Here is a 25,355-nt window from a genome sequence, read left to right as displayed (position 1 = left end):
CTATTTCGCCTTGAAAAAGGTTGAAAATCTAAAATGGCGATCACTCGGTTCTTGCTTGGTTACTTCTTCTATACGATTATCTAGTTTTCAAAGAACGAATATAAATAAGAGAGAATTGTTCTCTCAAAACTAAACGAACAATATACGTCAATAATCATCCAACTCATTGATGTCCGAAAGGACATTTTCCTTAGAAAGGAGGTGATCCAGCCGCACCTTCCGATACGGCTACCTTGTTACGACTTCACCCCAATCATCTGTCCCACCTTAGGCGGCTGGCTCCTTACGGTTACCCCACCGACTTCGGGTGTTACAAACTCTCGTGGTGTGACGGGCGGTGTGTACAAGGCCCGGGAACGTATTCACCGCGGCATGCTGATCCGCGATTACTAGCGATTCCGGCTTCATGCAGGCGAGTTGCAGCCTGCAATCCGAACTGAGAATGGTTTTATGGGATTGGCTTAACCTCGCGGTCTTGCTGCCCTTTGTACCATCCATTGTAGCACGTGTGTAGCCCAGGTCATAAGGGGCATGATGATTTGACGTCATCCCCACCTTCCTCCGGTTTGTCACCGGCAGTCACCTTAGAGTGCCCAACTGAATGCTGGCAACTAAGATCAAGGGTTGCGCTCGTTGCGGGACTTAACCCAACATCTCACGACACGAGCTGACGACAACCATGCACCACCTGTCACTCTGTCCCCCGAAGGGGAAAGTCCTATCTCTAGGAGTGTCAGAGGATGTCAAGACCTGGTAAGGTTCTTCGCGTTGCTTCGAATTAAACCACATGCTCCACCGCTTGTGCGGGCCCCCGTCAATTCCTTTGAGTTTCAGCCTTGCGGCCGTACTCCCCAGGCGGAGTGCTTAATGCGTTAGCTGCAGCACTAAAGGGCGGAAACCCTCTAACACTTAGCACTCATCGTTTACGGCGTGGACTACCAGGGTATCTAATCCTGTTTGCTCCCCACGCTTTCGCGCCTCAGCGTCAGTTACAGACCAGAAAGCCGCCTTCGCCACTGGTGTTCCTCCACATCTCTACGCATTTCACCGCTACACGTGGAATTCCGCTTTCCTCTTCTGCACTCAAGTCCCCCAGTTTCCAATGACCCTCCACGGTTGAGCCGTGGGCTTTCACATCAGACTTAAAGGACCGCCTGCGCGCGCTTTACGCCCAATAATTCCGGACAACGCTTGCCACCTACGTATTACCGCGGCTGCTGGCACGTAGTTAGCCGTGGCTTTCTGGTTAGGTACCGTCAAGGTACCGGCAGTTACTCCGATACTTGTTCTTCCCTAACAACAGAGTTTTACGACCCGAAGGCCTTCATCACTCACGCGGCGTTGCTCCGTCAGACTTTCGTCCATTGCGGAAGATTCCCTACTGCTGCCTCCCGTAGGAGTCTGGGCCGTGTCTCAGTCCCAGTGTGGCCGATCACCCTCTCAGGTCGGCTACGCATCGTTGCCTTGGTGAGCCGTTACCTCACCAACTAGCTAATGCGCCGCGGGCCCATCTGTAAGTGACAGCCAAAGCCGTCTTTCAGCTTTCCTTCATGCGAAGGAAAGAATTACCCGGTATTAGCACCGGTTTCCCGGTGTTATCCCAGTCTTACAGGCAGGTTGCCCACGTGTTACTCACCCGTCCGCCGCTAATCATCAGGAGCAAGCTCCTAATGATTCGCTCGACTTGCATGTATTAGGCACGCCGCCAGCGTTCGTCCTGAGCCAGGATCAAACTCTCCGAAGAATAGGATGTTCTAGTGTCGGCGTTCGCAACAGGACGTTGCGGCTTTTAGTCGACCGAAGAACAGAAACGTTTGATATAGCTCACTTGCGCAAGGATGCGCTGACGTCGATGTTGCCACAGGATGTGGCGTTCTTAGTCGACGATCCTTACTTGATTAACGTTGGCTGATGCTGCTTCTATAAGCAGACATCATGATTATTTGTTGACGTAATTGTTTGTTTAGTTTTCAAAGAACAAGTTGCTACTTTATCAAAGTTGCATCGCTCAAAAGCGACTTAATCAGTATAGCATCTTTCGCTTTTGACGTCAATAACTTTTTTATCGAAGTTTTTATCATCAACAGCGACGTTTATTAATATACCAGGATAACGAATCATAGTCAACACTTTTCTAAAAGAAAATTATCCTTTCTTTTCTCGCCAAATATATTTTAAACACTCCTTATGACTTGCAACTCGTTTAAATAATCCAAATAAGATTTTATATCTTTCAGCCATTGCTCTTTTCACAATGGGATCGATCCGTTGATCCCCGAAATCAAACAAAATTTCATCCATTTCCCGCTTTACCAAGTACTCAATTTCTTTAACCTCTTTTTCAGTGATTAACAACCCAAGCATACGATCACTCCCACATTGTCGTGATAGTATTCTTTTCATTTCGGGCAATTTTTATAATCATATTTTAAAAAATAACTGAATACGTATGAGACAAGGATCGTAATGGACGAGGTGGTCATGATGAATTTCTTTTTTGTATTTAATGGAAAAGGCTTAAAGCAGCTATCTTTAATTGTCATTGCAGCCTTTTTTGCAGCATGGTTTTTGTATTTAGACAACATGGCACAGCTGCCTGTATTTTCGACAAAAGATGGACCAAAGGCTGTCTATCGAGGGGAAAAAGATATTGCTCTGACATTCAACATTGGCTGGGGTGATGAAAAAGCTGGGCCTATTTTGGATGAACTAGAAAAACAAAATGTAAAATCGGCGACCTTTTTTCTAGCTGGGTCATGGGCAGAAGGACATCCTGACCTCGTCAATCGAATTGCTAAAAAAGGCTATGAGATTGGTTTGCTGGGCTACAACTATGAAGACTACTCGAAATTAGAGGATGCAAAAATACGAAAAGACATATCAAAAGGGCAAGAAGCTTTTCGAAAATTAAACCTTAAAAACATTAAACTTCTTCGTGCACCTACAGGTCATTTTGATGAACGGACATTAAAGATTGCCCAGCAGTATGGGTTAACGGTTGTTCATTGGAGCATCGACTCCCAGGACTGGACAAATCCGGGGGTTAAAGCAATTGCAGCAAATGTAAGCAATGCCAAAAAAGGGGACATCATCCTTCTTCATGCTTCCGATTCAGCAAAGCAAACCGCAAAGGCGCTACCGCTCATTCTTACGGAAATTCAGCAAAAAGGGCTTAAAATGGTGACTGTTTCAGAAATGATTGCTAATGGCAGTGCCCAATCACGAGAGATCAATTGATACGTAAAGAAAATAAAGGTGTGCCGAACTGCGATCCATCGGCACACCTTTATTTTTCTATGAACGCCAGCACATCATCCGTCTATCACTATTTTTCCGATGGTTTGCGTGGATTTCGAACGATCGTTAAATAAACTTGTTTTTCCTTGTTTTTTGGGCAAGTACTTCCCGTTGCTGAACGGATTGGGCATTTAATTTAGGAAGAATCAACAATTGATATGCATTGCAGGCAAGCAGCGCCAACGCCATGAGGTAAAGCCAGCTATGATCATTTACCTTTAAAGCCGGCATCCACTCGACGATCGTTGCAACAATCATAAAAAAAAGGGCAGGAATAAACGCAGCCTTGTTCGTCTGTTTCATTTTAAGCCAAGCTGTTATGATGCCAGCAGCCAGGGGAATTGCAGCGAGGCCAATATATGGTACGAGACTTTCTCCCGCTTTTGCAAATGCCTGATAACGAAAATAAACTAAATCAACCAGAGCAACCATCACCAGGATCATTTGAACAGAATTCCAATAAGACTTAAAAATCCCAAGGCCAAACCGGTGGATCGTCAGATAGGCGAAAAAACCCATCTGGCTAATTACGCTAAATAAAAAACCCATGCCTACCAGCCAAACAGTCGTCGAAATAATATCGAAACCCTTACCCTCCGTAAAATACGGCATAAATTCATTCCAACGGACAACAAAACCAACAATCGCCGTTGTCAATCCGCCGATGACTAACGTTTTCAAGAAAAGATTTACCCAATTCCGACTCGTCACGTTCGTACCCCCATAAACGTAGATTCCCTTCCTTCGATTGTATCAATCCAAGGGTGAAAAATCTATATTTTCCATTCCTCGAACGAATAATATTTGCCGATTTTCTTCATTCTAAAGACAAGGATTCATATGCGAAAGGAACTTGGATATGAAAATAAATCACCTATTGCCATCTATGGTTCTACTACTTTTTTTGGCTAGTTGTTCTTCCGGCGATTCAAGCGGAGCATCCCAGCTTGACTACGATCAGACAAAAAAAATGGTTGTTGACATCCTGAAAACAGACGATGGCAAAAAAGCCATCCAAGACGTGATGTCAGACGAAAAAATGAAAGAAAAGCTAGTCATGGATCAAAAGGTTGTTTCTGATACCATCCAACAAACACTTACTTCTGATAAAGCGGTTGAGTTTTGGAAAAAAACGTTCAGCGACTCAAAATTTGCTGAGGGCGTTGCCAAAAATATGCGGACTGAAAATGAGAAACTGCTCAAAGACTTGATGAATGACCCCGAATATCGGGCAATGATGATTCAAGTTTTTAAAGAACCGGAAATTCAAAAAGAAATGGCAGACGCATTAAAAAGCAAAGACTACCGCGCCCATCTTCAAAGCGTTATTACTGAAACAATGGATAGCCCGCTTTTTAAAACAAAAATGGAAGAAATTTTAATAAAAGCGGCCAATGAATTAAATAAAGGAAAATCAACCGGTTCTCAATCAGGCGGTCAGCAAAGTCAAGGCGGCAGCACCTGATTCGCCCTAAGGATTCCGACTAAAGTACGCCTGCAATAGAGGACGGATACACTGCAAAAAACCATTCCTCGTACAAAGAAAGGAATGGTTTTTTCAATTTGATTTACTTTTTTAAACGATCAATAACTTTTCCAGCGATCTCAAGATAAACTTTTCCAAGCGGGTGATCTTCTTTGTAAATGGACGGGGCAAAATCCCGTTCATCCCAATCAGGCTGTGCAAGCGGCAGTTGGCCGAGTACTTGGGTGTTCAATTCTTCGGCTAATTTCTCTCCGCCACCTTTGCCAAACACATACTCTTTTTCACCAGTAACTTTGCTTTCGAAATAGGACATATTTTCAATAACGCCAAGGATTTCATGTTCCGTTCTTAACGCCATCGCACCGGCACGCGCAGCGACAAATGCAGCTGTCGCGTGCGGGGTTGTCACAATAATTTCCTTGCATGATGGAAGCATGGTATGGACGTCGAGCGCAACATCCCCCGTTCCAGGAGGCAAGTCTAACAACAAGTAGTCAAGTTCTTCCCACTCGACTTCACGGAAGAAACTGTTCAACATTTTCCCAAGCATAGGACCGCGCCAAATAATCGGAGCGTTGTCTTCCACAAAGAAGCCCATCGAGATCACCTGAACACCGTATCGCTCGACTGGGATAATTTTTTCACCGCGTACAACCGGTCTTTTCGTAATTCCCATCATATCAGGGACACTAAAGCCATAAATATCGGCATCAATCAAACCAACTTTTTTCCCTAAACGGGCTAAAGAAACGGCCAAATTAACTGATACGGTCGATTTTCCAACTCCGCCTTTTCCGCTTGCAATCGCAATAAAAGTCGTTTGGCTGCCTGGTGCAAGCAGCCCCTGTTCTTTTGCTTCACCAGCTGTCTCTTCGCGGTGTTCCGCCAATACTTCATCAGGGAGCTGTCCAAAGCGGATGCCTACGGTTGCAGCTCCAGCTTCTTTTAGCAGATTGACAACTTGAGTCTGAAGCTGAAGCTGTTCAGCAGTACCCGTTTTGGCAATGTCAATTTTTACGCTGACATGGTTTTTTTCTTCCTTGATTTTCACTTCTTCAATGGCGTTTAATTCAGCCAATGGTTTATGTAAGAATGGTTCTTTTAATCCGCCGAGAATTTCACGGATCCTTGCTTCAGTTAACATGATTGACACCCACCTTTGTAAGATAAATACTATTTTAAAGTATACCATATAGTTAAAAAGAAACAGTTAACTGTATCACTTTATTTTTTCATGACACGATTTCTGCTGCAACCATTTTGCCCAAAAATCAGTAAAAGAAAACTCGCCTATTTGGCGAGTTGAACCATTCCCTTTTCAATCCTCTTTTTCTTTTATTGTTTTTTCATTTGTAAAATAACGATTGATTCCTTTATAAATGGAAATGGCCACTTTTTCCTGATAGGAATCTTTTTTTAGATTCACTTTTTCGGTCGGGTTTGAAAGGAACCCTACTTCCACTAACGCCCCGGGTTTGTTAGCATTTTTTAAAATATATACTTGATTTAGCGGCTTTGCCTTTCTCGTTGTGTTCTCTAAATTTCGGCGCAATTCATCTTGAATAAAGGTTGCTGCCCGTTCATTTTCACGGTGTTGTGTTGCATAAAACGTTTGGGCGCCGCTCCATCTTGAAGAAGGAATCGCATTCAAATGAATGCTGACGAATAAATCGATATCCGATTGGTTAATCATTTTCAATCTTTTTTTCAAGTCCTCAATTTTCCGCCTGCTGTATCCTCTTGTTCCCGGAGGCGCTAAATCTTTATCTGTCTCCCTTGTCATAATCACAAGGGCCCCTTGCTCCTGCAAATAATCTCTGATCTTCAAGCTGATATCTAGTGCAATATCTTTTTCAAGTGTTTTTTTGTCGCCGGCGCCTCCATCCGGCCCGCCATGACCCGGATCAAGCAAAATGATTTTCCCGTTTAACGGAAGATTCCAGGCGTTCCATGATTTATTTTCGATAAAATCATATTGTAAAATAAAAAACAGTACGATCAATCCGGTTATAAAGCTTATGATTTTCAACCGTTTCTTCAGCAAGCCAATCATCCTTCCCGCTCGTCCCTATTCAGTTACACTATATGGGACAAGGGGGGGTTTTAGAACTGATAAAACAGGTTTCAAAATGGTAACTTAATGCAGGCGCAGTTTATGACGGCGCTCCCCTTTGTCAAAACCGTCTTTCCACCATGTATACACATATTGTTCACAGTTATAATAAAGCGACTCACTTAATGAGCCTTCTTCACCGCTCCCCCAATAAAGCAAGAAATTGTATAAGGTGTCGATTAAATGCTTTTCTTCGTAAAAACAGCGCTGCCTTACTTGTTCGATTGTTTCTCCATAGTAGCCGAATTTACTGTATTTTGCCCCAAGCAGGTACGCCTCAAGTGCTAGATCGTAACACGCTTCTTCAATTCCCGTATTCATCAGCAAACTTGAGGCGATTCGGGTAGATCCAAAATATTGGTTAACCCTTTCCTTCAGCATAGAAAGCGATAAATCCCTTAAAACGGAACGTTCATATTTTATTTGTTTTTCACGCCGTTTGTCTTTCAGAGTGGTAATCACATTCACGGTTTTTCACCTCGAAAAAACTGTTCTGTTTCGAACTCGGCACTGTACCTCTAGTCAGTACCCCTTAAGAACTAGTCTTCAACGCCACCTGAAAAGAAATGCAGCGAAAACAGCAAATTCCATTTCCAATTTTTAATGGGAAAAAGGGTTGGTTTTTAGCGGAAATTGTAATGAAGCATAACCCAAAATCATTTCGATTAATCAATTTGCTTATACTTCGAAGTGGACATGTACATATTTTATATAAAATGATTAAGGAGAGGCTTATTTTGAGTGACATTTGTAGTGTTGTTTATATTAATACAGTATCTGGAGGAATCATAAATTTTGGCGGCGCCATTAAAATTGCACCAATTTCGATCACTAAAAGCACAACAGGTTCTCCTCCATCCACTTCAGGATCGGCGATTTCCGCAGTGAGTCGAATTGGCAATATCGCGGGTGGGCTGGGTTAGGAACCACCCCACCATCTTCTTCCCCTTCCAATCCCAATTAAATGAAAACTTGCTGACTGGCGAAATATTCTTTAATTTGTGCTTGAATCGCGACTAGGTATCAAGAACGACTGGTTGTGAAGAAATATTAGAATCTACTGTATTTGTCACACTTGGACCACTAATACTAAATCCTACAACATGGGTGTGTCCACCGCCCGCACCTGCGGCAGTCTTTGAAATGTTTTTTGGAGAAAGATAAACTGTACCGCCAAAATTAATGTTTGCGTTACCTCCAACCGTATCTATAATAAGAGGACCCCCGATAAATCCATCCATTTTCAACGTCCTTTCATTTAGCCTAATTTAGGATACCCATTTTGATTCCCATTACATAAAGAAGGAATAACGACCTTTCCTAATTTCTAATTATCAAATGCTACCGGCTGATCAAATACATCCTGATCTAGTGTATTCGTTGCACTTGGACCAACAATATTAAAGCTTACAACAGAGGTGTGTCCACCACCAGACCCTAAGAAATTCTTTGAAACATTTTTTGGGGTAACAAAAAGTGCACCGCCAAAATTGATGTTCGCAGATCCTCCGACCGTTTTTATAAGAAGAGGACCCCGGATAAATGCAGCCATTTTCAACACCCTTTCGATTTATACCCTAATTTATGCAAACCATTTTTATTACGTTCCTCCTCATCATGGTACTCTATTTTCAATCCTTCACAAGCTTATAAATTGGTACAAAAAAAGACCCCCAACCAAATCGGTTGAGAGCCTTTGAAACGCCAGTAATTAACGCTTTGAGAACTGTGGTGCACGACGAGCGCCTTTAAGACCGTATTTCTTACGTTCTTTCATACGGGCGTCGCGAGTTAATAAGCCTGCGCGTTTTAATGTTGGACGGTATTCTGGGTCTGCTTGAAGCAACGCACGAGCGATTCCGTGGCGAATTGCGCCAGCTTGGCCAGTGTAGCCGCCGCCGTTTACGTTTACAAGTACATCGTAGCTGCCAAGTGTTTCAGTAGCTACTAACGGTTGTTTTACAACCACACGTAAAGCTTCAAATGGAATATAATTTTCGATGTCACGACCATTGATTACAATTTTACCGCTGCCTGGAACTAAGCGCACACGTGCGACAGAGCTCTTACGACGGCCAGTACCAATATATTGAACTTGTGCCAAGTTAATTCCCTCCTTAAATATTATCCACGAAGTTCGTAAACTTCAGGTTGTTGTGCTTGGTGCGGATGTTCGCTGCCAGCATACACGTGCAATTTTTTAATCATTTGACGGCCAAGAGAATTTTTTGGAAGCATGCCGCGAACAGCGCCTTCAATCATTTTCTCAGGGTAGTTTGTGCGCATTTCAAGAGCCGTTCTTGTTTTTAAACCGCCAGGGTGCAAGCTGTGGCGGATGTATAGCTTATCCGTAAGCTTTTTGCCAGTCAGTTGAATTTTAGCAGCGTTCAGAATAATAACATAATCACCAGTATCAACATGTGGTGTAAAAGTTGGTTTGTTTTTGCCACGTAGAATTGATGCGACTTCAGAAGCAAGACGTCCAAGCGTTTTACCCTCTGCATCAATTACATACCATTTACGCTCGATATTGTTAGCGTTAGCCATAAATGTTGTACGCATGGGTTTCCCTCCTAATTAATCCATTCAAAGTCATAGTTGTTTTCACATTGTCAGACATTATCGATTTGCATTCTGTTCCGGGAATGAAAATGCGATTGTCATGATGGTCTTTCATTTCAGTCCATATATTTTCAATCACGATGAAGACTTTCCGGGGCTTTATCGTGGGATTAAAATACATACATATGATATAATATATCCTTGGCAGTCATATGTCAAGAAAATGTTACACCAGGTTCGGTTGTTTTATCAAGTTTTTTGATAATCGACTTTCCATAAATACAACCCGCGTGCAGGTGCCGTTTTTCCGGCAACCGTTCTGTCCTTTTGCGCCAAAATTTCGGCAATATCTTGAGGCTGTCTTTCTCCAGCGCCAACCTCCAGCAAAGTACCGACAAGAATTCTCACCATATTGTACAAAAAACCATTTCCCTTAAAGTGAAAAACAAGCAAATGATTCTCCTGCGACAGGTCGATTCCTCGAATCGTTCTCACTTTGTCTTCCACCTCTGTTTTAGCCGAACAAAAGCTGGTAAAATCGTGCGTTCCGATCAGATGCTTACTCCCGGCAATCATCGCCTCAATGTTTAACGGGTGTGGATACCAGTAGGCATAATTGCGCAAAAAAGGATCCCGACCCTTTGTGTGCAAAACAAAGTAGCGGTACTCTTTCCCGATAGCATCAAACCGGGCATGAAAATTGGCGTCGGCTTTTTCTACAGATAGTATGGAAATATCATTCGGCAGCTGCGAATTCATGGCAAGCGCCCATCGTGTTTCCGGAATGGCGAGCGGAGAATCAAAATGAATCACCTGTCCCTTTGCATGAACGCCTGCATCGGTTCTCCCGGAAGCATGAATTCTAATTTCCTTGCCCTTATGGATTTTCGCAAGAACAGCTTCGATTTCGCCCTGTACTGTTCTCTTATTCGGTTGTCCTTGGTAGCCGGCAAATGTCGTACCATCGTATGAAATGATGCATTTATATCGTTGCATAATTGTACTCCATTATGATCGAAATACTAACAGGAGAACGGTTAAGAATGCGAGAATCGCTAGCTGAAGCGTATCTTTACCGCCCCACGTTAATTCCCGGTACTTCGTTCTACCTTCGCCGCCGCGATAACCCCTTGCCTCCATTGCAACCGCCAATTCCTCTGCCCGCTTAAAAGAGCTGACAAACAGCGGAATGAGCAGAGGCACAACGGCCTTCATTCGCTCTTTAACTGGCCCGCCAGAAAACTCGACGCCCCTGGCCATTTGCGCCTTCATAATTTTATCCGTTTCCTGCATTAAGGTTGGAATAAACCGAAGCGCAATCGACATCATTAACGCCATTTCATGAACGGGGAAGCGGATTTTCTTCAAAGGGTTCAGCAAGGTTTCAAGCCCATCGGTAATCTCAATCGGCGTTGTTGTCAGTGTTAGTAAAGAAGTCATCAAAATGAGAAAAAAGAAACGCAAAGAAATAAAAATCCCCTGCCGTACACCTTCATCGTAAATTTTTATCGGTCCTGCCTCATATACTAAATGCCCTTGTTTTGTAAAAAACAATTGCAGCACCAATGTAAACAGAACAAGCCAAATAACAGGTTTTAAACCAGCATATAAAAAGCGCACAGGGATTTTTGCTAATCCAACCAGCAAAAAAGTATAAATGCCAATTAAAGCATAGGTAAGCCCATTGTTTGCAAAAAAGATGATCACGACAAACAGAAAAACAATCAGCAACTTTGAGCGGGGATCCATTCGGTGCACAACAGAGTCAGCTGGAACATACCGGCCGAAAATCATTTTCTCCATCATCTTCGCTCACCTCTTTTCAAAAAATGAACAAGGGCTGCTGAGAGCTGCTCAATGGATAAATAGGTTTCGCCCAATTTCACGCCGAATTTTTCTTCAATTTTTAGCTGAAAACGTACAACTTCCGGAACATCGAGCCCCATTTTCAGTAAATCAGCCGGGTCGGAGAAAATTTCCTTCGGTGTACCTTTCTTCATCACTTTTCCCTGCTGCATAATCACAATTTGGTCCGCATAGTTGGCAGCATCCTCCATGCTATGGGTAACGAGAATGGTCGAAAGATGCCGCTCTTGATGCAGTTGAAAAAACATCTCCATAATCTCTTTTCGTCCCCTCGGATCAAGACCGGCTGTAGGCTCGTCCAGGACAAGGCATTCGGGCTCCATGGCGAGGACACCTGCAATCGCAACACGGCGCATTTGCCCACCTGATAAATCAAACGGTGATTTTTCTAAAATCTCCTCTTGTAAGCCAACTTGTTTTAAGGCAAGATGTGCTCTGTGTCTTGCTTCAGTCTCAGGCACTCCAAAGTTCATCGGACCAAACATAATATCCTTTTCAACCGTCTCTTCAAACAGTTGATGTTCAGGGAATTGAAACACAATCCCTACCTTTTGCCGCACAGCCTTTAAATTCTTATTCTTTTGTTTTGCTTTGATTTCCCTGTCACCGATGACAACCATGCCATCGGTCGGCTGCAGAAGCGCGTTTAAATGCTGAAGCACGGTTGACTTGCCAGAACCTGTGTGGCCGATAATCGCCATGTATGTGCCAGAAGGGATCTCAATCGATACATTCGAAATCGCCATTCTTTCAAACGGAGTATTGACTTGATAGCGATACTCTACTTCTCTGAGCGATATGTCCATAGTTCTGTCACCAACTCTTCTTCCGTTAAATAATGCTTGGCTAATTCAAACCCCTTATTGCGCAGCGACTTGCTCATTTTACTGGCAAAAGGAATATCAAGCCCTAGTTGGATGAGTTCTTCATCCATTGAAAAAATGTCTTCCGGTGTGCCTTCTCGGTACACTTTTCCCTTGTTCATGACAATGATGCGATCTGCTTTTGCGGCTTCTTCCAAATCATGGGTGATCGAGATGACGGTTAGGGTTTTTTCTTCCTTTAACTTTCTTACCGTCTCCAAAACTTCCTCTCTCCCTCTTGGATCCAGCATGGATGTCGCTTCATCCAAAATGATAATCGCCGGTCGCAATGCCAAAACCCCAGCGATTGCAACCCGCTGCTTTTGGCCGCCTGATAGATGGTGGGGCTCTTGATTAAGAAAAGCGTCCATTTTAACTTTTTGCAACGAACTCCTGACCCGCCCGATCATTTCATCGCGGGGAATTCCGTTGTTTTCTAAGCCAAAAGCCACATCATCCTGTACGGTTGTCCCGACAAACTGGTTATCCGGGTTTTGAAAAACCATTCCTATATGCTTGCGGATTTCCCAAACTGTTTCTTCTTGAAGTTTTGTACCGCATACCACAATTTGACCTTGCTGCGGAAACTGCAAACCATTCAGGAGCTTGGCCATTGTTGATTTGCCCGACCCATTATGACCGACAATGGCCAGCCACTCCCCTTCATAGATCTCAATCGATACATCCTGCAATGCTGGCTGTTCAGCTGAATCGTATTGAAAAGAAACACTTTCAAGAGTAACAATCGGTGACTTCATGCCGTTCCTCCTCTCATCTCTGCTCATCTGGGTAATTGATCTCTTCATTCTGGACTTTACTTTACTTTACTGTCGGGATTCGACGCGTTTGCACCGGAATTCGACGTCTTTGCATCGGAATTCGACGCATTTGCATCGGGATTCGACGCATTTGCGCAGGAATTCAACGTCTTTTAAACAACCTGCCATAAATGTACTATAACTTCTCTTTTTCAATTCAGCACCTGGTTATAACAAAAAAAGCCTGCACCTCGACCCACAGCAGTCATACTTATAGCTGTCTTTCATAACGGGAGAGGTGCATGAGCTAGACGAGACGTAATGGATACCGCACAACCTGGTTAAATGCGGTTAAGATAAAAGTCATAACGTAATTGCTATGCTTTTAAAGAGAACTCCAATCAGTTGGAGCTACGCTCATCGTAACACTCTTTTTGGCTTGGTTCGATTGCATTATTTGATTCTTCTACAGAAAAAGGGCAAAGAACAAGTTTGATATAAAACTGTCCAACGCCCTTGTTTTCTGTTAAACGTTATTTAACTAACTCGATAACGACCATTGGAGCACCATCGCCGCGGCGTGGTCCAAGCTTCATGATTCGAGTATATCCGCCTTGACGCTCTTGATAACGAGGAGCGATATCAGTAAAAAGCTTTTGTAATGCAGAAACATTGTTTTCAGCGTCTGCAACTTCATTGCGAACGTATGCAGCAGCTTGACGACGAGCATGAAGGTCTCCGCGCTTTCCAAGAGTAATCATCTTTTCAACTGTGCTGCGAATTTCTTTCGCACGTGTTTCAGTTGTCTCGATGCGCTCGTTGATAATTAAGTCTGTTGTTAAATCACGCAGCATCGCTTTCCGTTGTTCGCTTGTACGTCCTAACTTTCTGTATGCCATGAAGGGTTCCCTCCTTTGTTGAAGTTGTTAAAAAATTTGACAGTCAACAAGAAAACAGCTAGTTAATCATTGTTAACTAGTCAGTCGTCTTTACGTAAACCTAATCCTAGCTCTTCTAATTTCGCCTTCACTTCTTCGAGTGATTTGCGGCCTAAATTGCGCACTTTCATCATATCTTCTTCCGTCTTATTCGCAAGTTCCTGAACGGTATTGATTCCAGCACGTTTTAGGCAGTTGTATGAACGAACGGATAGATCCAGCTCTTCAATTGTCATTTCAAGAACTTTCTCTTTCTGATCTTCTTCTTTTTCGATCATAATTTCAGCATTCTGTGCTTCGTCCGTTAGACCAACAAAAATATTTAAGTGTTCGGTCAAAATTTTCGAACCAAGAGCAATCGCTTCTTTTGGTCCAGTGCTGCCATCTGTCCAAACATCAAACGTTAGCTTATCATAGTTAGACATTTGACCAACACGAGTGTTCTCCACTTGATAAGATACCCGTGAAACTGGTGTGTAGATCGAATCGATAGGAATCACACCGATTGGTTGATCCTCGCGTTTATTCTGATCTGCTGGTGTATAGCCACGGCCGCGGCGGGCTGTTAAACGCATGCGCAAGTTCCCATTTGTCCCCAATGTTGCAATATGAAGATCTGGATTTAAGATCTCGACATCACTATCATGAGTAATGTTTGCTGCTGTAATAACACCTTCACCTTGCACATCAATTTCCAGCGTCTTCTCTTCATCAGAGTAGATTTTTAAAGCCAGTTTTTTTATGTTTAAAATGATGGATGTTACATCCTCTACGACGCCTTCAATTGTTGAGAACTCATGAAGTACCCCATCGATTTGAATCGATGTAACAGCGGCACCTGGGAGTGAAGATAATAGGATACGACGTAAGGAGTTACCCAAAGTGGTACCATATCCACGCTCAAGTGGCTCTACGACAAATTTCCCGTACTTGGCATCATCGCTGATCTCAACCGTTTCAATTTTTGGTTTTTCTATTTCGATCATCAAATAACCCTCCTTCAAAACGTCGAAACCCCGGCTAGGATCACCATCCAACCGAAATTCCCCCATGTATACGTTCCCGTTTTGTGCACAACAACTGGAAAATTCATCTGTATAAAATCACGGAATTAGTATCATATCCCATTATAGACATGCGATACCAATTCTATACAGAAAAAATTAAACACGACGACGTTTTGGCGGACGACATCCATTATGTGGAACAGGTGTAACGTCTTTGATTGCTGTTACTTCAAGTCCAGCTGCCTGTAAAGCACGAATAGCTGCTTCACGTCCTGCACCAGGGCCTTTAACAGTAACTTCTAACGTTTTCATTCCATGATCAATTGATGCTTTTGCAGCAGTTTCAGCTGCCATTTGCGCTGCGAATGGAGTTGATTTACGAGAACCTTTGAATCCAAGCGCACCTGCACTTGACCATGAAATTGCGTTTCCATGAATATCCGTAATCGTTACAATCGTATTGTTAAATGTTGAACGGATATGAGCAATACCTGCTTCAATATTCTTTTTCACACGGCGTTTGCGTGTATTTGTTTTACGTGCCATTTTAAAAGAAAACCTCCTTTACCGATTATTTCTTCTTGTTCGCTACAGTCTTACGAGGACCTTTGCGAGTACGTGCATTGTTTTTCGTATTTTGTCCGCGAACCGGTAAACCACGGCGATGGCGAAGACCGCGGTAGCTGCCGATCTCCATTAAACGCTTGATGTTAAGGGAAACTTCACGGCGAAGGTCACCTTCAACCTTTAATTTGTCAATAATATCACGGATTTTATTTAATTCATCTTCCGTTAAATCACGCACACGAGTATCTTCAGAAACACCAGCCTCTGCTAAGATCTTTTGTGCAGTTGGTTTACCAATACCATAAATGTAAGTTAAAGAGATTACTACACGTTTCTCACGTGGAATATCTACACCAGCAATACGTGCCACAAGAATGCACCTCCTTCAAAATTAACCTTGTTTTTGTTTGTGTTTAGGGTTTTCACAGATAACCATAACTTTTCCGCGTCTACGGATAACTTTGCACTTTTCGCAGATCGGTTTAACAGATGGTCTTACTTTCATTATCCTAACCTCCTTAATAGTACGGAGTGCAAGCAGATTATTTAAAGCGATACGTAATTCTTCCGCGCGTTAAGTCATACGGGGATAGCTCAACTGTTACCTTATCACCTGGCAGGATTCGAATGAAGTGCATGCGAATTTTACCGGATACATGAGCCAGCACAGTATGGCCATTTTCTAATTCTACCTTAAACATCGCATTTGGCAAAGTTTCAATCACTTTACCTTCTATTTCAATTACATCGTCTTTCGCCATTAAACATTGTCTCCCTTCTCTTGATCAGATTGGCGCTCATTCAAAAATTTCGCGAGTGCAAAACGAAGTTTTCCGTTTGTTACACGCCCTGTTTCCATAATACTAGTCTGAACTTCTGGAGAAACCCGATCAATGAATTGCAGATGCTGCATATTCTTTTTCTTTGGATGGTCAAACTTTCGTTTATTCCCATCTGCCAGCAAAACATATCTTCCATCCAGCAACTTTATGATTATACCATATTGACCTGTATCTCTGCCGCTAGTAACAATTGCAAATTGGCCTACTTGCGGAATTTGTCCGGCTTCGATCAATGAAATCACCTGGCTTATAATTTTGTTAAAATTTCAAAACCAGATTCTGTGATTGCAATGGTGTGTTCAAAGTGAGCACAACGTTTTCCGTCAGCGGTTACGACTGTCCAATTATCGGATAACGTTTTGACATATCGATTTCCGGCGTTTACCATCGGTTCAATTGCAAGTACCATCCCAGGTCTTAGCCGTGGACCCTTATTAGGAGGGCCATAATGAGGAATATCAGGATCCTCATGTAAGTCTTTCCCTACTCCGTGTCCAACATACTCGCGTACAATTGAAAACCCGTTTGTCTCGACAAATTTTTGAATCGCATGGGAGATGTTTGAAAGACGCTCACCTGGTTTTGCTTCTTTCAGTCCTTCATAAAGAGACTCCTCCGTCACATCCAAAAGACGCTGGGATTCATCGTCAATCTTTCCCACAGCATAAGTCCAAGCAGAATCTCCATGATAGCCGTTATACTTCGCACCGATATCGATGCTGATTATATCGCCGTCATGCAAGACCCGATCACCTGGAATGCCATGAACCAGTTCTTGGTTCACAGATGTACAGATGCTGCCGCGAAAACCATTATACCCTTTAAAAGAAGGAAATGCATCATGTTTACGAATGAAATCTTCTGCTAGTTCATCCAATTCTTTGGTTGTGACGCCTGGCACAAGATGCTTTTTTAACTCCTGGTGGGTCAAAGCAACAATCCGGCCCGCTTCACGCATGATCTCAATTTCCCTGGGGGTTTTGCAAATGATCATTACTTCAAGCCCCCGAGCAGTAGTTCAATCTCAGCGAACACTTTCTCGATATCTTGCTGACCATCAATGGTTCGTAAATAACCTTTTTCGTTATAGAAATCCAACAAAGGCTGCGACTGTTGAATGTTTACATCCAAACGGTTTTGTACTGTTTCAGCATTATCATCAGCCCGTTGATATAATTCTCCACCGCAACGGTCACAAACTCCCTCATTAGCTGGAGGATTAAAGACAAGATGATAAGTCGCTCCGCAATTTTTACAAATGCGGCGGCCAGTTAAGCGCTCCATTAAGATTTCTTTGTCAACATCAATGTTGATCACATAATCAATCTTTTTATTTAAACCTTCAAGAATCTGCTCTAAAGCTTCCGCTTGAGGAACGGTTCTAGGAAATCCATCCAGCATCAAGCCGGCTTGACAATCTTCTTTGCTTAGACGCTCACGGACAATACCGATCGTTACTTCATCAGGAACGAGCTCGCCTTTATCCATGAATGATTTTGCTTGTAAACCTAGTTCAGTTCCCTCTTTCATAGCTGCACGGAACATATCTCCTGTCGAGATATGAGGGATGCCGTATTGCGCAACAATTCTTTCGGCCTGAGTACCTTTCCCGGCACCAGGAAGACCCATTAATACTAAATTCACACGTGTTCCCCCCCTCGTGCTTTTATTGGTTTCAGGGACACTTGTCCCTAAAACCATTTACTTTATGAACCCTTTATAGTGGCGTTTGACAAGCTGTGCTTCCAGCTGTTTCATCGTGTCCAGTGCTACACCGACAACAATAAGCAAACTCGTACCACCAATTTGAGCCGTTTGCGGCAAATTGGCGATCTTTATAAACAGCACAGGTAGTACCGCGATGGCTGCCAAAAAGATGGAGCCGACAAATGTTAAACGATATAGTACACGTGTCAAGTATTCTTGCGTTTTCTTTCCAGGACGAATGCCAGGAATGTAGCCGCCCTGCTTCTGCAGGTTTTCCGCAGCCTGCTCCGGGTTTACCTGAATAAAAGCGTAAAAATACGTAAACGCGATGATTAACGCTGCATAGATGATCATTCCGATTGGTTGGGTATAATCAAAAACCCTTTCAATCCATAATGTTACACTATTGTTTGGAAAAAACGAAGCAATCGTCCGTGGTGTAACAATAAACGATACCGCAAAAATGACAGGAATAACGCCAGCTGCATTCACTTTTAACGGCATGTGGGTCGATTGTCCTCCAACAGGAGTACGTCCGGCCACTACCCGGTTTGCATACTGAATTGGAATTTTACGTGATGCTTGTTGAATAAAGATAACCCCAACCACGACGGCAATAACCGCCAGTGCAATGAGAAGCACTGTAACAATTCGAAGGAATAACTGCTGTCCTGCATTTTCAAACTGCTGTACGTAAATTTGGTTTACAACCGTTGGGATACCCGCAACAATACCAGCAAAAATGATTATAGAAATCCCATTGCCAACGCCTTTTTCCGTAATTAGCTCACCTAACCACATTAAAAACGCTGTCCCAGCTGTCAATACAACGGCAATTAATAAATACGTGCCAATACCCGGGTTTTGAATTAACTGGCCATTGGACAAGTTATTAAACCCGTACGAGGTACCTAATGCTTGGATAAATCCAAGCACGATCGTAAAATACCTGGTAACTTGGGCAATTTTACGACGGCCTGCTTCTCCTTGCTTCGACCATTCCGTAAATTTTGGCACGACATCCATTTGCAAAAGCTGAATGATGATCGACGCCGTAATGTACGGCATGATGCCCATGGCAAAAATAGAGAAGTTCTTTAAAGCGCCGCCGCCAAATGTATTTAAGAGTCCAAACACGCTCAGTTTATCCTGCGCCCCAAGAATGTCCGCATTTACATTAGGAACTGGGATAAACGTGCCAATCCTAAATACCACTAACATCAAAAGGGTGAATATGATCTTACGTCTTATATCACCCACGCGCACAAAGTTGGAGATTGTCTGGAACATTAAAGCACCTCGATAGTTCCACCAGCAGCTTCGATTGCTTCCTTGGCAGCAGAGGAGAATTTATGAGCTTTGACAGTCAACTTTTTCTCTACATTCCCTTTTGCAAGAATTTTGATTCCTGCTTTTTCACTTTTCACCACACGTGACTCAATCAGAAGTTCTGGAGTAACTTCTGTCCCATCTTCAAAGCGGTTTAAAGCGTCAAGGTTCACAACAGCATATTCTTTACGGTTAACGTTTGTAAATCCGCGTTTTGGCAAACGACGGAATAAAGGTGTTTGACCACCTTCGAATCCAACACGCACGCCGCCGCCGGAACGGGCGTTTTGACCTTTATGGCCCTTACCAGCTGTTTTGCCGTTGCCAGAACCAATACCACGACCTTTACGTTTACGCTCTTGACGTGAACCCTCTGCAGGTTTTAATTCATGAAGTTTCATATTGGCACCTCCTTATGAAAGAAAAGAATCGTTATTAGAGTTCTTTAACCGTTACAAGGTGAGATACTTTATTAATCATACCGCGAATTGCAGCATTATCTTGTTTCTCAACTGTTTGATTAACTTTACGCAAACCCAGTGCTTTAACTGTTTCGCGTTGATCTTGTGAACGACCAATCAAGCTGCGAGTAAGGGTGATTTCAAGTTTGTTAGCCATTTGATTTCCCTCCCTTATCCTAACAGTTCTTCTACTGATTTGCCACGTAATTTTGCTACGTCCTCAGCACGTTTTAATTGTTTAAGTCCCTCAATTGTTGCACGTACCATGTTGATTGGTGTATTTGTACCTAAAGATTTTGACAAGATATCGGCAACACCTGCTAACTCAAGTACTGCACGAACCGGGCCGCCGGCGATAACTCCTGTACCTTCTGAAGCAGGTTTAAGAAGGATTTCGCCAGCACCAAAGTAGCCAATTACTTGGTGCGGGATCGTTGTCCCAACCATTGGCACTTCCACTAAGTTTTTCTTCGCATCCTCGATTGCTTTGCGAATTGCATCTGGTACTTCCTGAGCTTTACCCGTACCAAAACCGACATGTCCGTTTTTGTCTCCAACTACTACTAGAGCGGAAAAACGGAAACGACGTCCGCCTTTAACAACTTTCGCAACACGGTTAATCGTTACTACGCGTTCTTCTAGTTCAAGTTTGTTTGGATCTATACGACGCATCTTTTTTTAGTCCCTCCTTTATCTATTAAAATTGTAAGCCGTTTTCGCGCGCAGCATCTGCCAGTGCTTGAATACGTCCGTGGTATAAGTATCCTCCGCGGTCAAAAACAACTGAAGTGATACCTTTTTCCAGTGCACGTTTTGCCACTAATTCTCCGACCTTTTGAGCAGCCTCAACGTTGCTGGAAGACTCAAGATTTAAATCTTTATCTAATGTAGAAGCACTTGCTAAAGTAACTCCATTCATATCATCAATAACTTGAGCATAAATATGCTTATTAGAACGAAACACATTTAGACGTGGACGAGTTGAAGTTCCGCTTAATTTCGCACGAACACGAGCATGTCTTTTCTTGCGAACAGCGTTTTTATCAAGCTTCGTAATCATTTGCGTCACTCCTTTCGTTTGCCTATAGGCTAGCTATTACTTACCAGTTTTACCTTCTTTGCGGCGTACATACTCGCCTTCATAACGGATCCCTTTGCCTTTATAAGGCTCTGGAGGACGAACTCCGCGGATATTGGCAGCTAGAGCGCCAACACGTTCCTTATCCGTACCTTTAACAATCACTTTTGTATTTGCTGGTACTTCGATTTCGAGTCCCTTTTCCGGCTCGATTTCAACAGGATGGGAGTATCCAACGTTTAAAACAAGTTTTGTACCTTGCTTTTGTGCACGATATCCAACCCCGATTAATTCTAAGCTTTTTTCAAAGCCTTTTGAAACACCTTCAACCATATTGGCGATAACAGCGCGAGTTGTACCGTGCAATGCGCGAAGTTCCTTCTCGTCAGATGGACGGGAAATGTTAATGATATTGTCTTCAATAAGAATACCGATCTCAGGATTGAAAGAGCGAGTTAATTCGCCTTTTGGTCCCTTTACTGTAACAGTGTTGTTATTTAAAGTAACCGTAACTCCAGCTGGAATTTCGATTGGCTTTTTACCTACACGAGACATTTACTGCACCTCCATTCATTCGAAAAATCAATTACCAAACGTATGCTAATACTTCGCCGCCAACTTGTTTAGCGCGGGCTTCTTTATCCGTTAAAATACCGTTCGAAGTCGATACTAGCGCGATACCAAGACCGTTCAGTACGCGTGGCACCTCATTCGATTTTGCATAAACACGGAGTCCAGGCTTGCTTATACGTTTTAGACCGGTGATTACACGCTGGTTATTGGCACCATACTTTAAAAAGATACGAATGACACCTTGTTTGTTGTCTTCGATATATTCAACATCACGAATGAAACCTTCGCGCTTTAAAATTTCCGCGATTTCCTTCTTTATATTAGAAGCAGGTACTTCTAATTTTTCGTGACGCACCATGTTCGCATTCCGAATGCGAGTGAGCATATCAGCAATTGGATCAGTCATGACCATTATTTTTACCTCCTTCCAGAGCTGTTCTTTTTACCAGCTGGCTTTTTTAACACCAGGAATTTGTCCTTTGTATGCTAATTCACGGAAACAAATACGGCAAAGCTTAAATTTGCGGTATACAGAGTGTGGACGTCCGCAGCGTTCGCAGCGAGTGTACTCTTGCACTTTGAATTTAGGCGTGCGTTTTTGTTTCACAATCATTGATTTTTTAGCCACGTTTTCGCCTCCCTTATTTAGCGATTACTTTTGGAATGGCATTCCAATTTGAGTTAAAAGTTCACGAGCTTCCTCATCAGTGTTAGCAGTTGTAACGATAACGATATCCATACCACGAACTTTGCTTACTTTATCGTAATCAATTTCAGGGAAGATTAATTGTTCCTTCACACCCAAAGTATAGTTACCGCGGCCATCAAAAGCTTTTTTTGAAACACCACGGAAGTCACGTACACGCGGTAAAGAAACAGAAATTAATTTATCCAAGAATTCATACATGCGCTCTCCGCGAAGAGTCACCTTCGCACCGATCGGCATGCCTTCACGAAGGCGGAAACCGGCGATCGATTTTTTCGCGCGTGTGATGACAGGTTTTTGACCCGTGATCGTTGCAAGCTCTTCAACAGCGTTATCAAGAGCCTTTGCATTCGCAACTGCATCACCAACACCCATGTTTACAACGATTTTTTCAATTTTAGGTACTTGCATTACTGATTTATAGTTGAACTTGCTCATAAGAGCAGGTGAGATTTCTTTAACGAGCCTTTCTTTTAGGCGGTTCATTTATGGTACCTCCTTTCTTCGGATACTATTTATCTAAAACTTCACCGGATTTTGCTACACGTACTTTTTTGCCATCAACCGTTTTGTGACCGACACGAGTTGGGTTGCCGGTTTTCGGATCGATTGGCATGACATTAGACACATGAATTGGTGCCTCTTGGCTGAAAATTCCACCTTGAGGATTTGCTTGAGATGGCTTAGAGTGTTTCTTCACGACATTGACGCCTTCTACTAGTACTCGGCTTTGTTTCGGATAAGCAGCAAGGATTGTACCTGTTTTGCCCTTATCTTTACCGGAGATGACTCTAACCTTGTCACCTTTCTTAACATGCATCCGTAAGCACCTCCTTAAATGCTTGTAATCTGATTCATTTATTTATAGTACTTCTGGAGCTAGTGAGACAATTTTCATAAAGTTGTTATCGCGAAGTTCGCGGGCAACTGGTCCAAAAATACGTGTTCCGCGAGGGCTCTTATCATCACGGATGATGACACATGCGTTTTCATCAAAACGAATGTACGAACCATCCGCACGGCGGGCACCGCTTTTTGTACGAACAACAACAGCTTTAACCACATCGCCTTTTTTAACAACGCCTCCTGGTGTTGCTTGTTTGACCGTACAAACAATTACATCACCAATATTCGCTGTCTTGCGGCCTGAGCCTCCAAGAACTTTGATTGTTAAAACTTCACGGGCACCAGAGTTATCAGCAACTTTCAAACGTGTTTCTTGTTGAATCATGTGTGTAACCTCCTTTCGGAATCTAGCTTAGTCCGAACCATTAAATAATAACAGCTTTTTCAACAACTTCTACTAAACGGAAGCGTTTTGTCGCAGAAAGCGGGCGAGTTTCCATGATGCGTACGATGTCGCCGACTTTTGCCTGGTTTTGCTCATCATGAGCTTTAAACTTTTTAGAGTACTTAACGCGTTTACCGTAAAGAGGGTGCTTTTTGTATGTTTCGACTAAAACAGTAACGGTTTTATCCATTTTGTCAGAAACAACGCGTCCAGTGTAAACTTTGCGTTGATTACGTTCACTCATCGGGCGAACCTCCTCTCGGATTTTTACTTGTTAACGCTGATTTCTCTCTCACGAATCACAGTTTTCATGCGAGCAATCGCTTTGCGTACTTCACGGATACGAGCTGTATTTTCAAGTTGTCCAGTCGCCAATTGAAAGCGCAGGTTGAAAAGCTCTTCTTTTAATGATTTTACTTTTTGTTCGATTTCAGCAGTGGTAAGGTCACGAATTTCATTAGCTTTCACTTGATTCACCACCAATTTCTTCACGTTTTACAAACTTGCATTTAACTGGAAGTTTGTGTGATGCAAGACGAAGTGCTTCTCGCGCAATTTCTTCTGATACACCAGCAATTTCAAACATAATTTTCCCTGGTTTTACTACAGCTACCCAACCTTCTGGAGCACCTTTACCGGAACCCATCCGAACTTCTAGAGGCTTTGCTGTGTAAGGCTTATGCGGGAAAACTTGAATCCAAACTTTACCGCCACGTTTCATGTAACGAGTCATAGCAATACGGGCTGCTTCGATTTGACGGTTTGTAATCCAAGAAGCTTCCAGAGCTTGTAAGCCATATTCACCAAAGTTAATCTCAGTACCGCCTTTTGATTGACCACGCATTTTACCACGGTGTTGACGGCGATATTTAACGCGTTTTGGCAATAACATGATTAATTGCCTCCTTCCTCTGTTTTCTTCTTAGTAGGAAGCACCTCTCCACGATAAATCCATACTTTAACGCCAAGTTTTCCATAAGTTGTGTCAGCTTCAGCTGTTGCATAATCGATGTCGGCGCGAAGTGTATGAAGTGGAACCGTTCCTTCGCTGTAATGCTCAGCGCGAGCGATATCCGCTCCGCCTAAACGGCCTGATACCATTGTTTTAATACCTTTTGCACCTGAACGCATTGCACGTTGAATTGCTTGTTTTTGTGCACGGCGGAAAGATACACGGTTTTCTAGTTGGCGAGCAATGTTTTCAGCAACTAGTTTCGCATCTATATCTGCTTTTTTAATTTCAAGAATATTGATATGAACACGTTTGCCAGTAAGTTGGTTCAACGCTTTTCGAAGTGCTTCAACTTCAGTTCCGCCTTTACCGATAACCATTCCAGGCTTAGCTGTGTGAACAGTTATATTAACACGGTTTGCAGCGCGCTCGATTTCTACTTTCGAGACAGAAGCGTCTTTCAAACGGTTCGTTATATATTCACGAACCTTAAGGTCTTCGTGTAAAAGATCAGCAAAGTCTTTTCCTGCGTACCATTTGGATTCCCAATCACGGATGATTCCGATACGCAAACCGACTGGATTTACTTTTTGACCCACTGATTATCCCTCCTTCTTTTCTGATAAAACGATTGTAATGTGGCTAGTACGCTTGTTAATTTGGCTTGCACGGCCCATTGCCCGAGGACGGAAGCGTTTCAATGTTGGTCCTTCGTCAACGAATGCTTGCGCAACAACCAAATTGTTTACGTCCATTTCGTAATTGTGCTCGGCGTTTGCCATAGCTGATTTTAAAACTTTCTCAACGATTGGAGAAGCAGCCCTTGGAGTTAAATTTAAGATTGCTACGGCTTCACCAACTTGCTTTCCTCGAATTAAATCTACGACTAAACGCGCTTTACGAGGTGCAATACGAACTGTTCTTGCAACAGCTTTAGCTTGCATGCAGATGCCCTCCTC

At 43.0% G+C, this 25,355-nt stretch carries 41 protein-coding genes and 1 rRNA gene; 3 read left to right on the top strand and 39 right to left on the bottom strand.

From position 1 onward, the window contains the following. Nucleotides 1–194 precede the first annotated feature (194 nt). Both ACQYAD_RS14400 and ACQYAD_RS14395 read right to left on the bottom strand, forming a co-directional pair. Nucleotides 195–1,744: ribosomal RNA gene (locus ACQYAD_RS14400) — 16S ribosomal RNA — on the bottom strand. Nucleotides 1,745–2,145: 401 nt separating this feature from the next. Next, nucleotides 2,146–2,364 carry a hypothetical protein gene (locus ACQYAD_RS14395; RefSeq protein ID WP_430239224.1) on the bottom strand — a complete coding sequence of 73 codons (219 nt, stop codon included), beginning with the start codon at nt 2,362–2,364 and terminating at the stop codon, nt 2,146–2,148. A 120-nt stretch (nt 2,365–2,484) separates the two neighbouring features. On the opposite strand from ACQYAD_RS14395, the gene pdaB reads away from it, so the two are divergent. Next, complete coding sequence (gene pdaB, locus ACQYAD_RS14390) at nt 2,485–3,237, top strand: polysaccharide deacetylase family sporulation protein PdaB (RefSeq protein WP_430239222.1); 753 nt, start codon at nt 2,485–2,487, stop codon at nt 3,235–3,237. Nucleotides 3,238–3,363: 126 nt separating this feature from the next. Here pdaB and ACQYAD_RS14385 read toward each other — a convergent pair whose 3' ends face one another. After that, on the bottom strand, nt 3,364–4,008 hold the full coding sequence (locus ACQYAD_RS14385; protein ID WP_430239220.1) for a KinB-signaling pathway activation protein: 645 nt from the start codon (nt 4,006–4,008) through the stop codon (nt 3,364–3,366). A gap of 148 nt (nt 4,009–4,156) precedes the next feature. Here ACQYAD_RS14385 and gerD point away from each other — a divergent pair, with 148 nt between their 5' ends. Then, the gene (gene gerD / locus ACQYAD_RS14380) at nt 4,157–4,762 is read left to right on the top strand and encodes a spore germination lipoprotein GerD (protein ID WP_430239219.1); all 606 of its coding nucleotides are present in this window, start codon (nt 4,157–4,159) and stop codon (nt 4,760–4,762) included. A 103-nt stretch (nt 4,763–4,865) separates the two neighbouring features. On the opposite strand, the gene ACQYAD_RS14375 is transcribed toward gerD, so the two are convergent. The 3 genes from ACQYAD_RS14375 to ACQYAD_RS14365 all read right to left on the bottom strand — a co-directional run bounded on the left by ACQYAD_RS14375 (nt 4,866) and on the right by ACQYAD_RS14365 (nt 7,364). Beyond that, on the bottom strand, nt 4,866–5,927 hold the full coding sequence (locus ACQYAD_RS14375) for a P-loop NTPase (RefSeq protein ID WP_430239218.1): 1,062 nt from the start codon (nt 5,925–5,927) through the stop codon (nt 4,866–4,868). 174 nt (nt 5,928–6,101) lie between these two features. Then, nucleotides 6,102–6,824 carry an N-acetylmuramoyl-L-alanine amidase CwlD gene (cwlD, locus tag ACQYAD_RS14370; RefSeq protein ID WP_430239401.1) on the bottom strand — a complete coding sequence of 241 codons (723 nt, stop codon included), beginning with the start codon at nt 6,822–6,824 and terminating at the stop codon, nt 6,102–6,104. 96 nt (nt 6,825–6,920) lie between these two features. Beyond that, entirely contained in the window at nt 6,921–7,364 is a 444-nt protein-coding gene (locus ACQYAD_RS14365) for a YbaK family protein (protein WP_430239217.1), read from the bottom strand. Between the two features lie 269 nt (nt 7,365–7,633). Here ACQYAD_RS14365 and ACQYAD_RS14360 point away from each other — a divergent pair, with 269 nt between their 5' ends. Further along, nucleotides 7,634–7,819, top strand: a complete 186-nt coding sequence (locus tag ACQYAD_RS14360) for a spore germination protein (protein WP_430239216.1) — start codon at nt 7,634–7,636, stop codon at nt 7,817–7,819. Between the two features lie 93 nt (nt 7,820–7,912). On the opposite strand, the gene ACQYAD_RS14355 is transcribed toward ACQYAD_RS14360, so the two are convergent. The 33 genes from ACQYAD_RS14355 to rplV all read right to left on the bottom strand — a co-directional run bounded on the left by ACQYAD_RS14355 (nt 7,913) and on the right by rplV (nt 25,340). Further along, a complete protein-coding gene (locus ACQYAD_RS14355) occupies nt 7,913–8,137 on the bottom strand; it encodes a spore germination protein (protein WP_430239215.1) in 225 nt (74 codons plus the stop codon). A gap of 86 nt (nt 8,138–8,223) precedes the next feature. Then, a complete protein-coding gene (locus tag ACQYAD_RS14350) occupies nt 8,224–8,448 on the bottom strand; it encodes a spore germination protein (RefSeq protein WP_430239213.1) in 225 nt (74 codons plus the stop codon). A gap of 159 nt (nt 8,449–8,607) precedes the next feature. Then, nucleotides 8,608–9,000, bottom strand: a complete 393-nt coding sequence (gene rpsI / locus ACQYAD_RS14345) for a 30S ribosomal protein S9 (protein WP_430239212.1) — start codon at nt 8,998–9,000, stop codon at nt 8,608–8,610. 20 nt (nt 9,001–9,020) lie between these two features. Beyond that, entirely contained in the window at nt 9,021–9,458 is a 438-nt protein-coding gene (gene rplM, locus ACQYAD_RS14340) for a 50S ribosomal protein L13 (protein WP_430239211.1), read from the bottom strand. A gap of 249 nt (nt 9,459–9,707) precedes the next feature. Next, nucleotides 9,708–10,454: a tRNA pseudouridine(38-40) synthase TruA gene (truA, locus tag ACQYAD_RS14335; protein WP_430239210.1), complete on the bottom strand. Its 747-nt coding sequence runs from the start codon at nt 10,452–10,454 to the stop codon at nt 9,708–9,710. A gap of 12 nt (nt 10,455–10,466) precedes the next feature. Beyond that, nucleotides 10,467–11,264, bottom strand: coding sequence for an energy-coupling factor transporter transmembrane component T family protein (locus ACQYAD_RS14330; RefSeq protein WP_430239209.1), 798 nt, complete (start codon nt 11,262–11,264; stop codon nt 10,467–10,469). Then, entirely contained in the window at nt 11,261–12,130 is an 870-nt protein-coding gene (locus tag ACQYAD_RS14325; RefSeq protein WP_430239208.1) for an energy-coupling factor ABC transporter ATP-binding protein, read from the bottom strand. The genes ACQYAD_RS14330 and ACQYAD_RS14325 overlap by 4 nt, the downstream gene beginning before the upstream one ends. Further along, nucleotides 12,106–12,945 (bottom strand): energy-coupling factor ABC transporter ATP-binding protein, encoded by an 840-nt coding sequence (locus tag ACQYAD_RS14320; RefSeq protein WP_430239206.1) that lies wholly within the window; start codon nt 12,943–12,945, stop codon nt 12,106–12,108. The genes ACQYAD_RS14325 and ACQYAD_RS14320 overlap by 25 nt, the downstream gene beginning before the upstream one ends. A 533-nt stretch (nt 12,946–13,478) precedes the next feature. Continuing rightward, entirely contained in the window at nt 13,479–13,844 is a 366-nt protein-coding gene (rplQ, locus tag ACQYAD_RS14315; RefSeq protein ID WP_430239205.1) for a 50S ribosomal protein L17, read from the bottom strand. 80 nt (nt 13,845–13,924) lie between these two features. Then, on the bottom strand, nt 13,925–14,869 hold the full coding sequence (locus ACQYAD_RS14310; RefSeq protein ID WP_430239204.1) for a DNA-directed RNA polymerase subunit alpha: 945 nt from the start codon (nt 14,867–14,869) through the stop codon (nt 13,925–13,927). Between the two features lie 177 nt (nt 14,870–15,046). Then, on the bottom strand, nt 15,047–15,436 hold the full coding sequence (rpsK, locus tag ACQYAD_RS14305) for a 30S ribosomal protein S11 (protein ID WP_430239202.1): 390 nt from the start codon (nt 15,434–15,436) through the stop codon (nt 15,047–15,049). Between the two features lie 25 nt (nt 15,437–15,461). Continuing rightward, a complete protein-coding gene (gene rpsM / locus ACQYAD_RS14300) occupies nt 15,462–15,827 on the bottom strand; it encodes a 30S ribosomal protein S13 (protein WP_430239201.1) in 366 nt (121 codons plus the stop codon). Between the two features lie 21 nt (nt 15,828–15,848). Continuing rightward, nucleotides 15,849–15,962 carry a 50S ribosomal protein L36 gene (rpmJ, locus tag ACQYAD_RS14295; protein WP_000868344.1) on the bottom strand — a complete coding sequence of 38 codons (114 nt, stop codon included), beginning with the start codon at nt 15,960–15,962 and terminating at the stop codon, nt 15,849–15,851. A gap of 37 nt (nt 15,963–15,999) precedes the next feature. Continuing rightward, nucleotides 16,000–16,218 carry a translation initiation factor IF-1 gene (gene infA, locus ACQYAD_RS14290; RefSeq protein ID WP_007085268.1) on the bottom strand — a complete coding sequence of 73 codons (219 nt, stop codon included), beginning with the start codon at nt 16,216–16,218 and terminating at the stop codon, nt 16,000–16,002. Beyond that, nucleotides 16,218–16,532: a KOW domain-containing RNA-binding protein gene (locus tag ACQYAD_RS14285; protein ID WP_430239200.1), complete on the bottom strand. Its 315-nt coding sequence runs from the start codon at nt 16,530–16,532 to the stop codon at nt 16,218–16,220. Before ACQYAD_RS14285 ends, infA begins: the two co-directional genes overlap by 1 nt. A gap of 14 nt (nt 16,533–16,546) precedes the next feature. Then, nucleotides 16,547–17,293 (bottom strand): type I methionyl aminopeptidase, encoded by a 747-nt coding sequence (map, locus tag ACQYAD_RS14280; protein WP_430239198.1) that lies wholly within the window; start codon nt 17,291–17,293, stop codon nt 16,547–16,549. Next, a complete protein-coding gene (locus ACQYAD_RS14275) occupies nt 17,293–17,943 on the bottom strand; it encodes an adenylate kinase (RefSeq protein ID WP_430239197.1) in 651 nt (216 codons plus the stop codon). The genes map and ACQYAD_RS14275 overlap by 1 nt, the downstream gene beginning before the upstream one ends. A gap of 57 nt (nt 17,944–18,000) precedes the next feature. Next, on the bottom strand, nt 18,001–19,296 hold the full coding sequence (gene secY, locus ACQYAD_RS14270; protein WP_430239196.1) for a preprotein translocase subunit SecY: 1,296 nt from the start codon (nt 19,294–19,296) through the stop codon (nt 18,001–18,003). Then, on the bottom strand, nt 19,296–19,736 hold the full coding sequence (gene rplO, locus ACQYAD_RS14265) for a 50S ribosomal protein L15 (protein ID WP_430239195.1): 441 nt from the start codon (nt 19,734–19,736) through the stop codon (nt 19,296–19,298). Before rplO ends, secY begins: the two co-directional genes overlap by 1 nt. A gap of 34 nt (nt 19,737–19,770) precedes the next feature. Next, nucleotides 19,771–19,953 (bottom strand): 50S ribosomal protein L30, encoded by a 183-nt coding sequence (rpmD, locus tag ACQYAD_RS14260; RefSeq protein ID WP_430239193.1) that lies wholly within the window; start codon nt 19,951–19,953, stop codon nt 19,771–19,773. 14 nt (nt 19,954–19,967) lie between these two features. Next, complete coding sequence (rpsE, locus tag ACQYAD_RS14255) at nt 19,968–20,468, bottom strand: 30S ribosomal protein S5 (protein ID WP_430239191.1); 501 nt, start codon at nt 20,466–20,468, stop codon at nt 19,968–19,970. 25 nt (nt 20,469–20,493) lie between these two features. Further along, complete coding sequence (rplR, locus tag ACQYAD_RS14250) at nt 20,494–20,856, bottom strand: 50S ribosomal protein L18 (protein ID WP_430239190.1); 363 nt, start codon at nt 20,854–20,856, stop codon at nt 20,494–20,496. Nucleotides 20,857–20,892: 36 nt separating this feature from the next. After that, nucleotides 20,893–21,429, bottom strand: a complete 537-nt coding sequence (gene rplF / locus ACQYAD_RS14245) for a 50S ribosomal protein L6 (protein ID WP_430239189.1) — start codon at nt 21,427–21,429, stop codon at nt 20,893–20,895. 31 nt (nt 21,430–21,460) lie between these two features. Continuing rightward, nucleotides 21,461–21,859 carry a 30S ribosomal protein S8 gene (rpsH, locus tag ACQYAD_RS14240; protein WP_430239188.1) on the bottom strand — a complete coding sequence of 133 codons (399 nt, stop codon included), beginning with the start codon at nt 21,857–21,859 and terminating at the stop codon, nt 21,461–21,463. A gap of 30 nt (nt 21,860–21,889) precedes the next feature. Then, nucleotides 21,890–22,075 carry a 30S ribosomal protein S14 gene (rpsN, locus tag ACQYAD_RS14235; RefSeq protein ID WP_066366377.1) on the bottom strand — a complete coding sequence of 62 codons (186 nt, stop codon included), beginning with the start codon at nt 22,073–22,075 and terminating at the stop codon, nt 21,890–21,892. Between the two features lie 24 nt (nt 22,076–22,099). Then, nucleotides 22,100–22,639, bottom strand: coding sequence for a 50S ribosomal protein L5 (rplE, locus tag ACQYAD_RS14230; protein ID WP_430239185.1), 540 nt, complete (start codon nt 22,637–22,639; stop codon nt 22,100–22,102). A gap of 25 nt (nt 22,640–22,664) precedes the next feature. Beyond that, entirely contained in the window at nt 22,665–22,973 is a 309-nt protein-coding gene (gene rplX, locus ACQYAD_RS14225; RefSeq protein WP_430239184.1) for a 50S ribosomal protein L24, read from the bottom strand. 42 nt (nt 22,974–23,015) lie between these two features. Then, entirely contained in the window at nt 23,016–23,384 is a 369-nt protein-coding gene (rplN, locus tag ACQYAD_RS14220) for a 50S ribosomal protein L14 (RefSeq protein ID WP_307151474.1), read from the bottom strand. Nucleotides 23,385–23,424: 40 nt separating this feature from the next. Further along, nucleotides 23,425–23,688, bottom strand: coding sequence for a 30S ribosomal protein S17 (gene rpsQ / locus ACQYAD_RS14215; protein WP_042453972.1), 264 nt, complete (start codon nt 23,686–23,688; stop codon nt 23,425–23,427). Nucleotides 23,689–23,711: 23 nt separating this feature from the next. Beyond that, entirely contained in the window at nt 23,712–23,912 is a 201-nt protein-coding gene (rpmC, locus tag ACQYAD_RS14210) for a 50S ribosomal protein L29 (protein WP_251472022.1), read from the bottom strand. Further along, nucleotides 23,902–24,336, bottom strand: coding sequence for a 50S ribosomal protein L16 (rplP, locus tag ACQYAD_RS14205; RefSeq protein WP_430239181.1), 435 nt, complete (start codon nt 24,334–24,336; stop codon nt 23,902–23,904). Before rplP ends, rpmC begins: the two co-directional genes overlap by 11 nt. A 2-nt stretch (nt 24,337–24,338) precedes the next feature. Further along, entirely contained in the window at nt 24,339–24,995 is a 657-nt protein-coding gene (gene rpsC, locus ACQYAD_RS14200) for a 30S ribosomal protein S3 (protein ID WP_430239179.1), read from the bottom strand. A 3-nt stretch (nt 24,996–24,998) separates the two neighbouring features. Next, on the bottom strand, nt 24,999–25,340 hold the full coding sequence (rplV, locus tag ACQYAD_RS14195; protein WP_090640259.1) for a 50S ribosomal protein L22: 342 nt from the start codon (nt 25,338–25,340) through the stop codon (nt 24,999–25,001). Nucleotides 25,341–25,355: the final 15 nt, after the last annotated feature.

Source organism: Neobacillus sp. SM06 (assembly GCF_050496765.1).
Classification (GTDB): Bacteria; Bacillota; Bacilli; order Bacillales; family Cytobacillaceae; genus JAEVLT01.
This window is presented reverse-complemented; position numbering and strand designations above follow the sequence as displayed.

What these genes read in the sequence shown, in the direction of transcription:
- ACQYAD_RS14395 (WP_430239224.1), bottom strand. Translation starts at nt 2,364, where the DNA reads ATGCTTGGGTTGTTAATCACTGAAAAAGAGGTTAAAGAAATTGAGTAC.
- pdaB (WP_430239222.1), top strand. Translation starts at nt 2,485, where the DNA reads ATGAATTTCTTTTTTGTATTTAATGGAAAAGGCTTAAAGCAGCTATCT.
- gerD (WP_430239219.1), top strand. Translation starts at nt 4,157, where the DNA reads ATGAAAATAAATCACCTATTGCCATCTATGGTTCTACTACTTTTTTTG.
- ACQYAD_RS14375 (WP_430239218.1), bottom strand. Translation starts at nt 5,927, where the DNA reads ATGTTAACTGAAGCAAGGATCCGTGAAATTCTCGGCGGATTAAAAGAA.
- ACQYAD_RS14355 (WP_430239215.1), bottom strand. Translation starts at nt 8,137, where the DNA reads ATGGATGGATTTATCGGGGGTCCTCTTATTATAGATACGGTTGGAGGT.
- ACQYAD_RS14350 (WP_430239213.1), bottom strand. Translation starts at nt 8,448, where the DNA reads ATGGCTGCATTTATCCGGGGTCCTCTTCTTATAAAAACGGTCGGAGGA.
- rplM (WP_430239211.1), bottom strand. Translation starts at nt 9,458, where the DNA reads ATGCGTACAACATTTATGGCTAACGCTAACAATATCGAGCGTAAATGG.
- truA (WP_430239210.1), bottom strand. Translation starts at nt 10,454, where the DNA reads ATGCAACGATATAAATGCATCATTTCATACGATGGTACGACATTTGCC.
- ACQYAD_RS14330 (WP_430239209.1), bottom strand. Translation starts at nt 11,264, where the DNA reads ATGATGGAGAAAATGATTTTCGGCCGGTATGTTCCAGCTGACTCTGTT.
- ACQYAD_RS14325 (WP_430239208.1), bottom strand. Translation starts at nt 12,130, where the DNA reads ATGGACATATCGCTCAGAGAAGTAGAGTATCGCTATCAAGTCAATACT.
- ACQYAD_RS14320 (WP_430239206.1), bottom strand. Translation starts at nt 12,945, where the DNA reads ATGAAGTCACCGATTGTTACTCTTGAAAGTGTTTCTTTTCAATACGAT.
- rplQ (WP_430239205.1), bottom strand. Translation starts at nt 13,844, where the DNA reads ATGGCATACAGAAAGTTAGGACGTACAAGCGAACAACGGAAAGCGATG.
- ACQYAD_RS14310 (WP_430239204.1), bottom strand. Translation starts at nt 14,869, where the DNA reads ATGATCGAAATAGAAAAACCAAAAATTGAAACGGTTGAGATCAGCGAT.
- rpsK (WP_430239202.1), bottom strand. Translation starts at nt 15,436, where the DNA reads ATGGCACGTAAAACAAATACACGCAAACGCCGTGTGAAAAAGAATATT.
- rpmJ (WP_000868344.1), bottom strand. Translation starts at nt 15,962, where the DNA reads ATGAAAGTAAGACCATCTGTTAAACCGATCTGCGAAAAGTGCAAAGTT.
- infA (WP_007085268.1), bottom strand. Translation starts at nt 16,218, where the DNA reads ATGGCGAAAGACGATGTAATTGAAATAGAAGGTAAAGTGATTGAAACT.
- map (WP_430239198.1), bottom strand. Translation starts at nt 17,293, where the DNA reads ATGATCATTTGCAAAACCCCCAGGGAAATTGAGATCATGCGTGAAGCG.
- secY (WP_430239196.1), bottom strand. Translation starts at nt 19,296, where the DNA reads ATGTTCCAGACAATCTCCAACTTTGTGCGCGTGGGTGATATAAGACGT.
- rplO (WP_430239195.1), bottom strand. Translation starts at nt 19,736, where the DNA reads ATGAAACTTCATGAATTAAAACCTGCAGAGGGTTCACGTCAAGAGCGT.
- rpmD (WP_430239193.1), bottom strand. Translation starts at nt 19,953, where the DNA reads ATGGCTAACAAACTTGAAATCACCCTTACTCGCAGCTTGATTGGTCGT.
- rpsE (WP_430239191.1), bottom strand. Translation starts at nt 20,468, where the DNA reads ATGCGTCGTATAGATCCAAACAAACTTGAACTAGAAGAACGCGTAGTA.
- rplR (WP_430239190.1), bottom strand. Translation starts at nt 20,856, where the DNA reads ATGATTACGAAGCTTGATAAAAACGCTGTTCGCAAGAAAAGACATGCT.
- rplF (WP_430239189.1), bottom strand. Translation starts at nt 21,429, where the DNA reads ATGTCTCGTGTAGGTAAAAAGCCAATCGAAATTCCAGCTGGAGTTACG.
- rpsH (WP_430239188.1), bottom strand. Translation starts at nt 21,859, where the DNA reads ATGGTCATGACTGATCCAATTGCTGATATGCTCACTCGCATTCGGAAT.
- rplE (WP_430239185.1), bottom strand. Translation starts at nt 22,639, where the DNA reads ATGAACCGCCTAAAAGAAAGGCTCGTTAAAGAAATCTCACCTGCTCTT.
- rplX (WP_430239184.1), bottom strand. Translation starts at nt 22,973, where the DNA reads ATGCATGTTAAGAAAGGTGACAAGGTTAGAGTCATCTCCGGTAAAGAT.
- rplN (WP_307151474.1), bottom strand. Translation starts at nt 23,384, where the DNA reads ATGATTCAACAAGAAACACGTTTGAAAGTTGCTGATAACTCTGGTGCC.
- rpsQ (WP_042453972.1), bottom strand. Translation starts at nt 23,688, where the DNA reads ATGAGTGAACGTAATCAACGCAAAGTTTACACTGGACGCGTTGTTTCT.
- rplP (WP_430239181.1), bottom strand. Translation starts at nt 24,336, where the DNA reads ATGTTATTGCCAAAACGCGTTAAATATCGCCGTCAACACCGTGGTAAA.
- rplV (WP_090640259.1), bottom strand. Translation starts at nt 25,340, where the DNA reads ATGCAAGCTAAAGCTGTTGCAAGAACAGTTCGTATTGCACCTCGTAAA.